10 protein-coding genes are annotated in these 13,257 nt (G+C 70.1%); 4 read left to right on the top strand and 6 right to left on the bottom strand.

Annotated features, from left to right (window positions below):
* Positions 1-34: 34 nt before the first annotated feature.
* The 3 genes from OG219_RS12760 to OG219_RS12750 all read right to left on the bottom strand — a co-directional run bounded on the left by OG219_RS12760 (position 35) and on the right by OG219_RS12750 (position 2,618).
* Positions 35-1,264 (bottom strand): branched-chain amino acid ABC transporter substrate-binding protein, encoded by a 1,230-nt coding sequence (locus OG219_RS12760; protein WP_266825966.1) that lies wholly within the window; start codon positions 1,262-1,264, stop codon positions 35-37.
* A 281-nt stretch (positions 1,265-1,545) separates the two neighbouring features.
* Complete coding sequence (locus tag OG219_RS12755) at positions 1,546-2,178, bottom strand: Tat pathway signal sequence domain protein (protein WP_266825964.1); 633 nt, start codon at positions 2,176-2,178, stop codon at positions 1,546-1,548.
* Positions 2,175-2,618: a hypothetical protein gene (locus OG219_RS12750; protein ID WP_266825962.1), complete on the bottom strand. Its 444-nt coding sequence runs from the start codon at positions 2,616-2,618 to the stop codon at positions 2,175-2,177. Before OG219_RS12750 ends, OG219_RS12755 begins: the two co-directional genes overlap by 4 nt.
* Positions 2,619-2,690: 72 nt before the next feature.
* Here OG219_RS12750 and OG219_RS12745 point away from each other — a divergent pair, with 72 nt between their 5' ends.
* Positions 2,691-3,392 (top strand): ceramidase domain-containing protein, encoded by a 702-nt coding sequence (locus OG219_RS12745; RefSeq protein WP_266825960.1) that lies wholly within the window; start codon positions 2,691-2,693, stop codon positions 3,390-3,392.
* Between the two features lie 46 nt (positions 3,393-3,438).
* Here OG219_RS12745 and OG219_RS12740 read toward each other — a convergent pair whose 3' ends face one another.
* Both OG219_RS12740 and OG219_RS12735 read right to left on the bottom strand, forming a co-directional pair.
* Complete coding sequence (locus tag OG219_RS12740; protein WP_266825958.1) at positions 3,439-3,900, bottom strand: PaaI family thioesterase; 462 nt, start codon at positions 3,898-3,900, stop codon at positions 3,439-3,441.
* A 78-nt stretch (positions 3,901-3,978) separates the two neighbouring features.
* A complete protein-coding gene (locus OG219_RS12735; RefSeq protein ID WP_266825956.1) occupies positions 3,979-6,258 on the bottom strand; it encodes an FdhF/YdeP family oxidoreductase in 2,280 nt (759 codons plus the stop codon).
* 145 nt (positions 6,259-6,403) lie between these two features.
* Here OG219_RS12735 and polA point away from each other — a divergent pair, with 145 nt between their 5' ends.
* Together polA and OG219_RS12725 are read left to right on the top strand one after the other, a co-directional pair.
* On the top strand, positions 6,404-9,130 hold the full coding sequence (gene polA, locus OG219_RS12730) for a DNA polymerase I (protein WP_266825954.1): 2,727 nt from the start codon (positions 6,404-6,406) through the stop codon (positions 9,128-9,130).
* A 281-nt stretch (positions 9,131-9,411) separates the two neighbouring features.
* Positions 9,412-10,392, top strand: a complete 981-nt coding sequence (locus tag OG219_RS12725) for a serine hydrolase (protein WP_266825952.1) — start codon at positions 9,412-9,414, stop codon at positions 10,390-10,392.
* Here the strand turns inward: OG219_RS12725 and OG219_RS12720 are convergent.
* Complete coding sequence (locus OG219_RS12720) at positions 10,313-11,167, bottom strand: DUF4184 family protein (RefSeq protein ID WP_266825950.1); 855 nt, start codon at positions 11,165-11,167, stop codon at positions 10,313-10,315. The two genes, OG219_RS12725 and OG219_RS12720, sit on opposite strands and share 80 nt — an antisense overlap.
* 352 nt (positions 11,168-11,519) lie before the next feature.
* Between OG219_RS12720 and OG219_RS12715 the strand changes: the two genes are divergently transcribed.
* Positions 11,520-13,241 (top strand): lytic transglycosylase domain-containing protein, encoded by a 1,722-nt coding sequence (locus OG219_RS12715; protein ID WP_266825948.1) that lies wholly within the window; start codon positions 11,520-11,522, stop codon positions 13,239-13,241.
* Positions 13,242-13,257: the final 16 nt, after the last annotated feature.

The following is a 13,257-nucleotide window of genomic DNA, read 5'->3' as shown; positions in this document are numbered from 1 at the left end:
CCCGCGCGGCTCGTATGTGGTGCGGGTGTGGGGGTCAGCCGGTGTAGGTGCCGGACTTCACAGCCTTCCAGGCACCGTTCTCGACCGCGTAGACGGTGAGCTGCTTGTTGGTCGCGTCACCGAACTCGTCGAAGGAGACCTTGCCGGTCACACCGTCGAAGGAGACGTTCTGCATGGCAGCGGTGACCTTGGCACGGGCGTCGCTCGGAAGCTTGCCGTCGTTGTCCTCGACGACCTTCTTCACGGCCTCGATGATCGCCCAGGCCGAGTCGTAGGAGTAGCCGCCGTACGCCTCGTAGGCCTCCTTGTAGCCCGCGGCCTCGTAGTTCGAGACGAACTCCTTGGCGGAGGCGAGCTCCTCGACCGGCGCGCCGACCGAGGTGGCGAGGTCGCCGGTGGCGCTGGCGCCGGCCAGCTTGATGAAGTCGGCGCTGTAGATGCCGTCGCCGCCGACCACCGGGATCTTGGCGCCCGCGGCCTTGATCTGCTTGCTGAGCGGGCCGGCCTGCGGGTACTCGCCGCCGTAGTAGACGACGTCCGCGCCGGAGCTCTTCACCTGGGTGGCGACCGCGGAGAAGTCCTTGGTGTCCGGGTCGATGTGCTGGGTGCCGGCCACGGTGCCGCCGAGCTTCTTGAACTCCTCGGTGAAGGTGGCGGCCAGACCGGCGCCGTAGGTCTTCTTGTCGTCGATGACGAAGACCTTCTTCTTCTTCGAGTCGTTGTAGACGTACTGCGCGGCGAACGGGCCCTGGATGGCGTCCGTGGTCGCGGTGCGGAAGTACGACTTGTACGGGCGGGTCTTCGTGCCGGTGTTCCACTCCGTGCCCTGGGTGAGGGCCGGGTTGGTGTTGGCCGGGGAGACCTCGACGAGCTTGGCGTCGTCGAAGATCTTCTGCATGGACTCCGCGACGGAGGAGTTCAGCGGTCCGACCACGCCGAGGACGGCGTCGTCGGCGACGAGCTTGGAGGCGTTCTGCTGGCCCGAGGAGGGCAGCGCCTGGTCGTCGAGGGCTTCGATCTTGAAGGTGACGCCGTCGACGTACTTCTGCTCGTTGGCCTGCTTGGTCGCGAGGTCCACGGAGTTCTTGATGCCGAGGCCCAGAGCGGACAGGTCGCCGGTCAGCGGGGCGTCGATGCCTATGGTGACAGTGGTGCCACTGTCGTCCGAGCTCGAGCCTTCGTCGTCGCGCGAGCCGCAGGCGGTAAGGGTGAGTGCTCCCGCCGCCAGCGCGGCGGTGATGGCGATGAACGAACGTTGACGCACGGTCAGTCCTTTCCCTGGCGCGGCCCTCCCCCATGGAAGCGGCCGAGTCGAGCGCTGAGCTGAGCCGAAATGATTTCGAATCCCTGGCGCGGTGACTGGGCGTGACTCTAAGCCGGTGATGGGAACAACGAGGAGGGTCTGGGGAAGGCTGTGACGCTCTTGTTATGACACGAGGTAATGCAGAGCGGTACTGAGTGGGTGGAACAGCGGAATTCAGGCTGATTCGCCCTGTCCGCATGCTGAGAACATGCAGGACCTGACGGGGTGTGTTCAGGAGTGTTCTACGGTTTTGCTGATGACGTGGAATTGTTGCCGCAGGCTACCTGGAGTGCTTCCGAGAGGTCTTGTGCGTATAGATCACCCAGGATGAAGCTGTGCACTTGTATTGCGTGCGTATTACGCAGAGTTACGTCCAGGAAAGGGAGTCCGGCGTTCCGGGGCACTTTCGCGCAATCGTTGACGTGCACGGTGATCGTGATCCTGTGGGGAGAACCGGCCCTAGTCCGGAACGGGGGGTGGGGATCCGAGGTGAGGGAGAAGCCGGCGGAGGGCTGTTCGATCCGCAGCACGGTGACCGCGGGGCCGGAACGCACGGTGAGCTCCACCGCGAAGGTGAAGGCCCCGCGCGGGTGGTTCGGAGACGGGTCCTCCTTGCCCGCGTAGGCGACCTCGGTGACCTGGGAGGGGTACGGCGGGGCGGGCGGCGGAGGCTGCCGGGGCCGGGTGGCGTAGAGATAGCCGCCGACGACGAGGACGGCCGCGGACATCCCGGCGGCGAGCGTGGCGCGGCGGTGCCGGGCGTACAGCCGCGTGAGCGGCCCGCGCGGGACCTTGGGGCGTGGCGGGGTCTCCGGATCCGGGGTGTCCCGTGCGAGGGTGCCTTCGCCCGGTTCGACGGGGCCGATGCCGCTCACTGCCAGGGACCTCCGCTCGGGTCGCCGTCGCGGTAGCTCTCCGCGCACAGCTCGCGCGCCCGGCGGTCGATCAACTGCTCGGCCGCCTCCTCGCCCTTGCGCTTCTCCTCGGCCCGGGCGGCGTCCACGACCTTCATCAGGATCTCGTACTGCCCGTTGGACAGGCCCATCGACTGGTAGTCCCCGTAGGAGTTCTGGTCCAGAGCCTCTCGCGACCAGAACGAGACGAGTTGGGCGCACAGGTCCTCGGGAGGCGTTTCCTCGGGCGGCGTGTCCGCGGGAGAAGCAGACGGTGACGGTGTACCGGAGCCGGTCCGCGAGGCCGTCGTCGTCCCGTCCTCCGCGCCGGATTCCCCGCACCCGGTGAGCAGGACGCCGGTGAGGAGAGTCAGTCCCGTCCCGAGAACTGCCCGCGTCCAGGTGGCTCCTGCCGTTCCCATACCTTGACGCTAAGGGGCCCGGTGCCCGGGATCAACGGATGCGGACCGGACAGGCCGGACGGGATGAGGACCGTGAACTGGAACGAGCACCTCGACGAGTACTGCGAGCGGGGATCGGCGGCCTTCTGGGCCGAGCCCGTCAACGCGTTGACCAACCTCGCCTTCCTCGTCGCGGCGTTGGCGATCTGGCACACCCTCAGGTCCTGTCGGTCCGTGCCCACGAGCATCGGGCTCCTGGCCCCCCTCATGGCGCTCATCGGCATCGGCAGCTTCGCCTTCCACACGCTGGCGACGCGGTGGTCCCAGGCGCTGGACGTCGTGCCCATCACGCTGTTCGTGCTCTTCTGCCTCGGGTGCGTCCTGCGCTGGTTCTACGGCCTCGCCTGGCGGCGGTGCGTGCTCGCAGTGGCCGGGTTCGGGGCCCTCGCCGCCGTGTTCGGCGTGCCGGCCGTCGGGTTGATCCCCAACCGCTCCGGCATGTACGTCCCCGTGCTGCTCCTGCTGACCGGTCTGGCGGTGACGCTGCGCGGGTCCGCGGACGCGGGCCGGGCCGCCCACTGGCGGCAATTCGCCCTGGCGGCAGCGGTGTTCGCCCTCGCGCTGGCCGCCCGCACGGTGGACGAGGAGGTCTGCGGCGCGTTCCCGCTGGGCACGCACTTCCTGTGGCACACCCTCGACGGCGTACTGGTCTTCCTGGTGTCCAGCGCCCTCGTCCGCCGCTGGCGCCGACTGGCGGACGCGGACCGGGACCGGCTCGCCGCACCCGCTCCGTAGCGGCCAGGCACCGGCGGGTGTCACCACCGGTGCCGAAGCGTCCGGGTCAGCCGGTGGGGGCGTCCTTGAGCATGCAGGTCAGCCGGGCGGAACAGACGCGCTTGTCCGCCTCGTCCGTGATGACGATCTCGTACGTCGCCGAGGACCTCCCGCGGTGCACGGGCGTGGCCACACCCGTGACAAGGCCGGAGCGCACCCCGCGGTGGTGCGTGCAGTTCAGGTCGACGCCCACGGCGAGCTTGGAGCTGCCGCCGTGCAGCATCGCGCCGATGGAGCCGATGGTCTCCGCGAGGACGGCGGAGGCGCCGCCGTGCAGGAGGCCGTAGGGCTGGGTGTTGCCCTCCACCGGCATCGTGCCCACGACGCGCTCGGCGGAGGCTTCGAGGATCTGCACGCCCATGCGCTGGCCGAGGTGGCCCGCCGAGAAGAGTGCGGGCAGGTCGACGCCGAGCGCCGCGTACTCGTCGATGACCTCTTGCGGGAACTTCACGGTGTGCTGCTCGCCCATCGGGCCCGACTCCGTCCGTCGTGGATCACTGTGTGCGGATCGCTGTGGATCGATCCCACCGGCTCACTGAGCAAACGCTCAGTCGGTTGCCGATTGTTCCAGACGTACGACGACGGACTTGCTGGCAGGGGTGTTGCTGGTGTCGGCGGTCGCGTCCAGCGGGACCAGGACGTTGGTCTCCGGGTAGTAGGCGGCCGCGCAGCCCCGGGCGGTGGGGTAGTGCACGACGCGGAAGCCGGGTGCGCGGCGCTCGACGCCGTCCTTCCACTCGCTGACCAGGTCGACGTACGAGCCGTCGGCGAGGCGGAGTGCGGCGGCGTCCTCCGGGTTGACGAGGACGACCCGGCGGCCGTTCCTGATGCCCCGGTAGCGGTCGTCCAGGCCGTAGATCGTGGTGTTGTACTGGTCGTGCGAGCGCAGGGTCTGCAGCAGCAGCCGGCCCTCGGGGAGCTTCGGGTACTCGACGGGCGCGGCCGTGAAGTTGGCCTTGCCGGTGGCCGTGGGGAAACGCCGTTCGTCGCGCGGGGCGTGCGGGAGCGCGAAGCCCGAAGGGTTCGCCACGCGCGCGTTGAAGTCCTCGAAGCCGGGGATCACCCGCGCGATGCGGTCGCGGACGGTCGCGTAGTCCTTCTCGAACTCCTCCCAGGGCGTACGGGATTCATGGCCGAGTACGCGACGCGCGAGCCGGGCGACGATGGCCGGCTCGGACAGCAGGTGCTCGCTCGCGGGCTCCAGGCGGCCGCGTGAGGCGTGCACCATGCCCATGGAGTCCTCCACCGTCACGAACTGCTCGCCGCCGCCCTGGAGATCACGCTCGGTGCGCCCCAGGGTCGGCAGGATCAGGGCACGCGCGCCCGTGACCGCGTGCGAGCGGTTCAGCTTCGTCGACACGTGCACGGTGAGGCGGGCGCGGCGCATGGCCGCCTCGGTCACCTCGGTGTCGGGCGACGCCGCCACGAAGTTGCCGCCCATCGCGAAGAAGACCTTCGCGTCGCCGTCGCGCAGCGCGCGGATGGCCCGTACGACGTCGTAGCCGTGCTCGCGCGGCGGCGCGAACCCGAACTCCCTCTCCAGGGCGTCCAGGAAGGCCGGGGCGGGCCGCTCGAAGATGCCCATCGTGCGGTCGCCCTGCACGTTCGAGTGGCCGCGGACCGGGCACACGCCCGCTCCGGGTCGGCCGATGTTGCCGCGCAGCAGAAGGAAGTTGACGACCTCGCGGATCGTCGGCACGGCGTGCTTGTGCTGGGTGAGGCCCATGGCCCAGCACACGATCGTGCGCTCGGAGGCGAGGATCAGGCGAAGGGCTTCGTCGATCTTCTCCCGGGTGAGACCGGTCGCGGTCAGGGTCTCGTCCCAGTCGGCGGCCCGGGCGGCTTCGGCGAACTCCTCGTAGCCGTGGGTGTGTTCGCCGATGAACTCCTCGTCGAGGGCGCCCTCCGTGTCGAGGATCAGCTTGTTGAGGAGGCGGAAGAGGGCCTGGTCGCCGCCGAGGCGGATCTGCAGGAACAGGTCGGTGAGGGCCGCGCCCTTGAGCATGCCCTGGGGGGTCTGCGGGTTCTTGAAGCGCTCCATGCCCGCCTCGGGCAGCGGGTTGACCGTGATGATCTTCGCGCCGTTGGCCTTGGCCTTCTCCAGGGCGGAGAGCATGCGGGGGTGGTTCGTGCCCGGGTTCTGCCCGGCGACGATGATCAGATCCGCCTTGTAGAGATCGTCCAGAAGGACGCTGCCCTTGCCGATGCCGATGGTCTCGGAGAGGGCGGAACCCGACGACTCGTGGCACATGTTGGAGCAGTCCGGCAGGTTGTTCGTGCCGAGCTCGCGGGCGAACAGCTGGTAGAGGAAGGCCGCTTCGTTGCTCGTACGCCCGGAGGTGTAGAAGAGGGCCTCGTCGGGGGAGCCGAGCGCGGCGAGTTCCTCGGCGACGATGTCGAAGGCCCGCTCCCAGGGCACCGCTTCGTAGTGGTCGGCGCCCTCCGCCAGATACATGGGGTGGGTGAGGCGGCCCTGCTGGCCCAGCCAGTAGCCGCTGCGGCTGGCGAGGTCGGCCACGCTGTGGGCGGCGAAGAAGTCCGGGGTGACCCGGCGCAGGGTCGCCTCCTCGGCGACCGCCTTCGCGCCGTTCTCACAGAACTCCGCCGCGTGCCGGTGCTCCGGCTCCGGCCAGGCGCAGCCCGGGCAGTCGAAGCCGTCCTTCTGGTTGACCCGCAGGAGGGTGAGCGCGGTGCGGCGCACGCCCATCTGCTGCTGGGCCATGCGCAGGGTGTGCCCGATCGCCGGCAGCCCCGCTGCCGCGTGCTTCGGCTCGGCGACCTGTGGCGCGTCCTGAACCGGATCGCTCTTGGGCGGCTTGCTGGCCATCGCGGGGACCCCTTCAACTGCACGTGTGATGCACATCCACCTGCGTGTGTGATGCACGTCTCCGATCCTCGCACGAGGCGCCGACAAGGACCGTGCCGGACCGCGAGGGCTCTCACTGTCAGTGGCACGTGGCAGGATCGGGGTCGTGGCAGAAACAGCATCGAAGAAGAGCGACAAGACCTCCGGCGAGACGCGTCCCCGGCTGATGCTCATGGACGGGCACTCGCTGGCGTACCGCGCGTTCTTCGCGCTGCCCGCGGAGAACTTCACGACGGCGACGGGCCAGCCGACGAACGCGATCTACGGCTTCGCGTCGATGCTGGCGAACACGCTGCGCGACGAGGCGCCCACGCACTTCGCGGTGGCGTTCGACGTCTCCCGCAAGACGTGGCGCTCCGAGGAGTTCACCGAGTACAAGGCGAACAGGTCGAAGACCCCGGACGAGTTCAAGGGCCAGGTCGAGCTGATCGGCGAGCTGCTCGACGCGATGCACGCCGAGCGGTTCGCGGTCGACGGTTTCGAGGCCGACGACATCATCGCGACGCTCGCCACGCAGGCCGAGGCCGCGGGTTTCGATGTGCTGATCGTCACCGGCGACCGCGACTCCTTCCAGCTGGTCTCCGAGCACACGACGGTGCTGTACCCGACGAAGGGCGTCTCGGAGCTGACCCGCTTCACTCCGGAGAAGGTCTTCGAGAAGTACGGGCTGACGCCGGCGCAGTACCCCGACTTCGCGGCGCTGCGCGGCGACCCGTCCGACAACCTGCCGGGCATCCCCGGTGTCGGCGAGAAGACGGCCGCGAAGTGGATCAACCAGTTCGGTTCGTTCGCGGAGCTGGTCGAGCGTGTCGACGAGGTCAAGGGCAAGGCCGGGCAGAACCTCCGCGACCACCTGGAGGCGGTGAAGCTCAACCGCCGTCTCACCGAGATGGTGAAGGACGTGGAGCTGCCCAGGACGGTCACCGACCTGGAGCGCGCCGCGTACGACCGCAAGGCCGTGGCGATGGTCCTGGACACCCTGGAGATCCGGAACCCGTCGTTGCGTGAGCGGCTCCTCGCCGTCGACCCGGGCGCAGAGGAGTCCGAGGAGACGCAGCCGGTCGCCGAGGGCGTCGAACTCGACGGCACGGTGCTGGGCGCGGGCGAGCTGAAGCCGTGGCTCGCCGAGCACGGCACGGAGGTCCTGGGGCTCGCCACGGTCGACACCTGGGCGCTCGGCGCGGGTTCGGTGACCGAGGTCGCGCTCGCCGCCGCCGATGGCGCTGCCGTGTGGTTCGACCCGACGCAGCTGGACGAGGCCGACGACACGTCGTTCGAGAAGTGGCTCGCCGACCCCGCCAGGCCCAAGGTCATGCACAACGCCAAGGGCGCGATGCGGGTCTTCGCCGAGCACGGCTGGACCATCGAGGGCGTGTCCATGGACACCGCGCTCGCCGCGTACCTGGTCAAGCCGGGGCGCCGTTCCTTCGCCCTCGACGCACTGTCGCTGGAGTACCTCGGCAGGGAGCTGGGGCCCACCGCCGCGGCCGACGGGCAGCTCGCCTTCGGCACCGACGACCAGGCCGAGGCCGACGCGCTGATGGTGCAGGCCCGCACGATCCTCGACCTGGGCGAGGCGTTCGGCGAGAAGCTGGAAGAGGTCGGCGCGGCCGATCTGCTGCGCGACATGGAGCTGCCGACGTCCGCCCTGCTGGCCCGTATGGAGCGGCACGGCATCGCGGCCGACCGCACGCATCTGGAAGCCATGGAGCAGATGTTCGCGGCAGCCGTGCAGCAGGCCGTGAAGGAGGCGCACGCCTCCGTGGGCCACGAGTTCAACCTCGGCTCGCCCAAGCAGCTCCAGGAGGTCTTCTTCGGCGAACTCGACCTGCCCAAGACGAAGAAGACGAAGACGGGCTTCACGACGGACGCGGACGCGCTGGCCTGGCTGGCCGGGCAGACCGACCACGAACTGCCGGTGATCATGCTCCGCCACCGTGAGCAGGCGAGGCTCCGGTCGACGGTCGAGGGCCTGATCAAGACGATCGCGGTGGACGGCCGCATCCACACCACCTTCAACCAGACGGTGGCCGCCACAGGCCGCCTGTCGTCCACCGACCCGAACCTGCAGAACATCCCGGTCCGCACCGACGAGGGGCGCGCGATCCGCCGCGGCTTCGTGGTCGGCGCGGGCTTCGAGTCGCTCATGACCGCGGACTACAGCCAGATCGAACTGCGCGTGATGGCCCATCTGTCCGAGGACGAGGGCCTGTTGGAGGCGTTCACCTCCGGGGAGGACCTGCACACCACGGTCGCCTCGCAGGTGTTCTCCGTGGAGCGGACCGCGGTCGACGCGGAGATGCGGCGCAAGATCAAGGCGATGTCGTACGGACTGGCGTACGGTCTGTCGGCCTTCGGCCTCTCCCAGCAGCTGAACATCGACGCGGGCGAGGCACGCGGGCTGATGGACACGTACTTCGAGCGGTTCGGCGGCGTACGCGACTATCTGCGCCGGGTTGTCGACGAGGCGCGTGCGACGGGGTACACGGAGACCCTGTTCGGCCGCCGTCGCCACCTTCCCGACCTCAACAGCGACAACCGGCAGCGGCGTGAGACGGCTGAGCGGATGGCTCTCAACGCGCCCATCCAGGGCACGGCCGCCGACATCGTCAAGATCGCCATGCTCAAGGTGGACAGCGCCCTGCGTGACGCCGATCTCAAGTCCCGGATGCTCCTCCAGGTCCACGACGAAATCGTCCTGGAGATCGCTCCCGGCGAGCGCGCCAGGACTGAGGAACTGGTCCGCCGTGAGATGGCGTCCGCGGTGCAGCTCCGGGCGCCTCTGGACGTGTCCGTCGGCTCCGGGGGCGACTGGGAGTCGGCTGCGCACTAGCGCTCCGCTGGGTTTGCGGTTCGTTCACTGCGAGCCGGGGCGCTCCGCTGTGTTTGCGGTTCGTTCGCTGCGGGCCCGGTGGGGGCTGGTCGCGCAGTTCCCCGCGCCCCTTCGGGGCGCTGCCGAACCGCACCGGACTTCGCCGGCCGCGTTCAGCTTGACCGGGCGGACCCCTGGGTCCGCCGGGGGGCAGCCGCCCGGAACCTTGAGGTACGCCCGGCGTCACCCGCGTGGCCCCCGCAAAAGCGCCCCCCGCCCGAGGCGCCCGTAAGGATGCGGGCATGGGTATACGCATGCTCAACCGCCACACGGCCATAGCCACGGCCGTCGTCTCGGCGCTTCTCGCGCCGATACCCGCGGTCGCCGCGCACGCGAGCACCGCGCAGGTGCCCGCGGCCTGCCGCTCCACCCGTGACCCCGACCTCGCCGCCCGGATGTCCCGCGACCTCCGGGCGGCGCTGTCGTCCCGCCAGGGCACCGTCTCCGTGGCGGTGCACGACGACGACACCGGCCTGACCTGCGCTCTTGCGAGCGTGCGCCAGTACGACTCGGCGAGCGTCGCCAAGGTCGTGATCATGGAGGGCGCCCTGCGCAGGGCGGAGGAACTCGGGCGCAAACTCACCGGCTGGGAGCTGGCCAACGTCCGCCCGATGATCACCAGGTCCGACAACCCCGCCGCCCTGCGGCTGTGGACCGACCTCGGCCACGCCTACCTGGGCCGCATCCTGGCCCGCGCCGGGACGAAGGGCACCGCCCTCGGCCCGAAGGGCTACTGGGGCCTGACCCGCACCACGGCGGCCGACCAGATGCGGTTGCTCGCCGTGCTCACCAACTCCCGCTCGTTCCTGAAGACCCGCGCCTACGGCCTGAAGCTGCTCAGCCAGGTCCGCCGGGACCAGCGCTGGGGCGTGCCCGCCGGCATGCCGCGCGGCATGAAGGCCCACGTCAAGAACGGCTGGCTGCCGCGCGCGACGCACGGCTGGCGCGTGCACAGCGTCGGCGCGTTCACCGGCCCCGACCGCACGTACCGCATCGTCGTCCTCTCGCACGACAACCCGACGATGGCGTACGGCGTGCGCACCATCGAGCGCATCGCACAGGCCGTCCACCGCGGACTCAACCAGAAGCGCGGCCTGGCCGACGGGCGCGGCATGGTGCAGAGCCCCACCCCGGAGAGCGCGATCAGCGAGGAGTCGGACGGCTCGGCTCCGTACGAGCCGCTGCCGGGCTGGGACGAGCCGGAGCGGGACGCCACAACCTGACCCCCACCGCGTACAGCGCGAGGCCGAGCACGAGCCCGGCGCCCGCGCCGAAGCACAGCGTCGGGATCCACTCCCAGGGCTTCGCATCGGTACCCCGGCCGGCGATCCAGAGCGAAGCCCGCTGCACCGCGCCCACCAGTGCGCAACCCCCGATCACGGCACCGGCCGCCCACCGGTCGGAACCGGACAGCACGGGCACCCCCACGGGCTCGCCCGACGGCGTCCGCCGCACTGCGAGGAGCACGAAGAGCGCGATGACGACGGCCGCCACCGCCGAACTGCCGTACTGCACGTACCAGTAGAGCGGCGAGCCCCCGGCCTCCCGTCCCAGGAAGGGCAGCAGCTCCACGCCCCACCGGCCGTGATGCGTGAACGCGTCCCACACGACATGCGTCAGCGCGCCGAGCGCCGCCGAGACGTACCACCTCAACACCTGCGACGGACGCAGACGTCCACGTGCCGCCCCGCAGCGCAGCAGACCCGCGACACGCCTTTGCCGCGCCCGCGGCAGCAGCGCCACCAGCGGCTCACGCAGCACCAGCCACGCGCCCACGAGCGCCCAGGCGACGAGCACGTCGAAGGTGAACACCCCGGTGAAGGAGTGGGTGAAGGCGCCGAACTCCATCGCTCCGGACAGCACACTTGCCGCGTAATAGGTCATGTCGGGAGCGAACGAACCGGCCACGAGGACCGCCGGCACCAGCCGGCCGCGGCCGCTTCCGTCACCGCGCACAGCGGGCAGCACGGCCGCGGCATGGCTGAGAGTGAAGGGCAAGTCGTCCCCCTGCGGCTCACGTTGGCCGGGTATGTCGGTCGCGGCGGTCACCTGCGCCCTGCGGGCGTCCAGTATGAGGGACGCATGAGAACTGTTCGGGGGGACACCCTGTCGGTGGCCCACCGCACAATCGGACATGGCCAACTGGTGAAAATCGGGCACGAACGGGTGCCCGGGCGACTGGAGTTGTCGTAGGGTCACCTGGGTCGCCGTGCCGGGGAGCGCGGTGGAATGCCGGCGGAAAACGCAGAAGAAAACGCACCAGAAGAAAACGCACCAGAAGCAAGCGCACAGGTGCAAAGGGCACGGCAAGAAGGCGCGTAAGCGGTTGTCCATGGGAGGGACTCACTCAATGGTGGCGCATTTCGGTACGAGGCTGCGCAAGGGAGCGATGACCACGGCCGTGGCCGCGGCCGCTGTCGCGGCTCTGTCCGCTTCCCAGGCCCCGGGAGTGACCACCGACGGCCAGGGCAGACAGACCACCGGCGCCGACGCCGAGTCCACGCCCGACGGTAACGGCGACGGCAGCGCCACCGGCAACTCGCCGTACTACACGGACCTTCCGCCCCTGAACACCCCCGTCCCGACGCCGACCATCGGCACCCCCGCCGCGACCGGCGAAGCCGAGGCAGGCATACCCGCGACCGTCCTCGACGCCTACAAGAAGGCGGCGGGCTCGCTCAGCGCGTCCAAGCCGGGCTGCAACCTCCCCTGGGAGCTCCTCGCCGCGATCGGCAAGGTCGAGTCGGGCCAGGCCCGCGGCGGCAACGTCGACGCCGCCGGCACCACGATCACCCCGATCCTCGGCCCGGTCCTCAACGGCAACGGCTTCGCGAACATCAGCGACACCGACGGCGGCGCGTACGACGGCGACAGCACCTACGACCGCGCGGTCGGCCCGATGCAGTTCATCCCGTCCACCTGGGAGTGGGCGGGCGAGGACGGCAACGGCGACGGCAAGAAGGACCCCAACAACATCTACGACGCGGCGCTCGCGGCGGGCAACTACCTGTGCCGGTTCAGCTGGGACCTGTCCGACCAGGCCGACCTCAACAGCGCGATCCTCAGCTACAACAACTCGACGGAGTACCTCAACACCGTCCTGTCGTGGCTGGAGTACTACCGCAAGGGCACCCACGAGGTGCCGGACGGCACGGGCACGCTGCCCGAGAACCGCAGTGACGACTCCGACGGGGCCACCACCTCGCCGAGTCCGAGTCCGACGCCGACCACGCCGACCACGCCGAGCACTCCGAAGCCGACCACTCCGGCGACAGGCGGCGGTTCCACGAGTCCGACGCCCACCCCGACCCCGCCCGGCCCGACGCCCACCACTCCCACCCCCACCTCGACGGTGGACCACCTGGAGGACGCGGGTACCGGGAAGCTCACCGCGACGGCCGGCGACACGTTCGGCGAGAACGTCGCCGTGCGGACCGAGACCAAGGCGGGCACGGCGGTCGCCAAGGTCCGGGTGCGGTTCACGATCGTCGGCGACACCACGGACGCCACCTTCACCGGCGGCGAGACCGTCGCCACGGTCGTCACCGACAGCGCCGGCACGGCCACCGCGCCCGCGCTCGTGGCGGGAGAGACGACCGGCGACTTCATCGTCCGCACCACCGTCGTGGGCCGCACGCTGACCGGCCTCGACTACACGGCGAGCGTCACCGCGCGCCAGGCCGACACCCTCGTGCGCACCAGCGACACCGCACTGACCTGCGTGCCGGGTGGCGAGTTCGCGGACCAGGTCGAGGTGAAGGCCACCTACGACGGCGCCGTCGCGGACAAGGTCGCGGCCACCGCCACCCTCATCAAGTCGGCGGACGACGCCACCGAGAACGACAAGGGCCCGTACTTCAAGGACGCGGACGGAAACACCGTTCGCACCCTCACGGACCTCACCACGGACGCCGACGGTCTGCTGAAGCTCCCGAAGCTGTACGCGGACGACACCACCGGCACGTTCCTGCTCCGCATCACCACCACGGGCGGCGCGACGCTCACGGTCGAGCTGACGGTGGCCGCGGCGGCCACCCCGGAGCCCGAGCCGGAGCCGACGGCCACGTCGTAGTCCGTACGCGCACGGT

The organism is Streptomyces sp. NBC_00038 (assembly GCF_026343635.1).
GTDB lineage: Bacteria > Actinomycetota > Actinomycetes > Streptomycetales > Streptomycetaceae > Streptomyces.
The sequence above is the reverse complement of the archived record's forward strand: the minus strand, read 5'-3'. Positions and strand labels throughout refer to the sequence as shown.

Bases quoted from the DNA above. Each gene is read 5' to 3' on its own strand.
- OG219_RS12740 (WP_266825958.1), bottom strand. From the start codon at position 3,900: ATGGGCGAGCAGCACACCGTGAAGTTCCCGCAAGAGGTCATCGACGAG.
- OG219_RS12750 (WP_266825962.1), bottom strand. From the start codon at position 2,618: ATGGGAACGGCAGGAGCCACCTGGACGCGGGCAGTTCTCGGGACGGGA.
- OG219_RS12735 (WP_266825956.1), bottom strand. From the start codon at position 6,258: ATGGCCAGCAAGCCGCCCAAGAGCGATCCGGTTCAGGACGCGCCACAG.
- OG219_RS12725 (WP_266825952.1), top strand. From the start codon at position 9,412: ATGGGTATACGCATGCTCAACCGCCACACGGCCATAGCCACGGCCGTC.
- OG219_RS12715 (WP_266825948.1), top strand. From the start codon at position 11,520: ATGGTGGCGCATTTCGGTACGAGGCTGCGCAAGGGAGCGATGACCACG.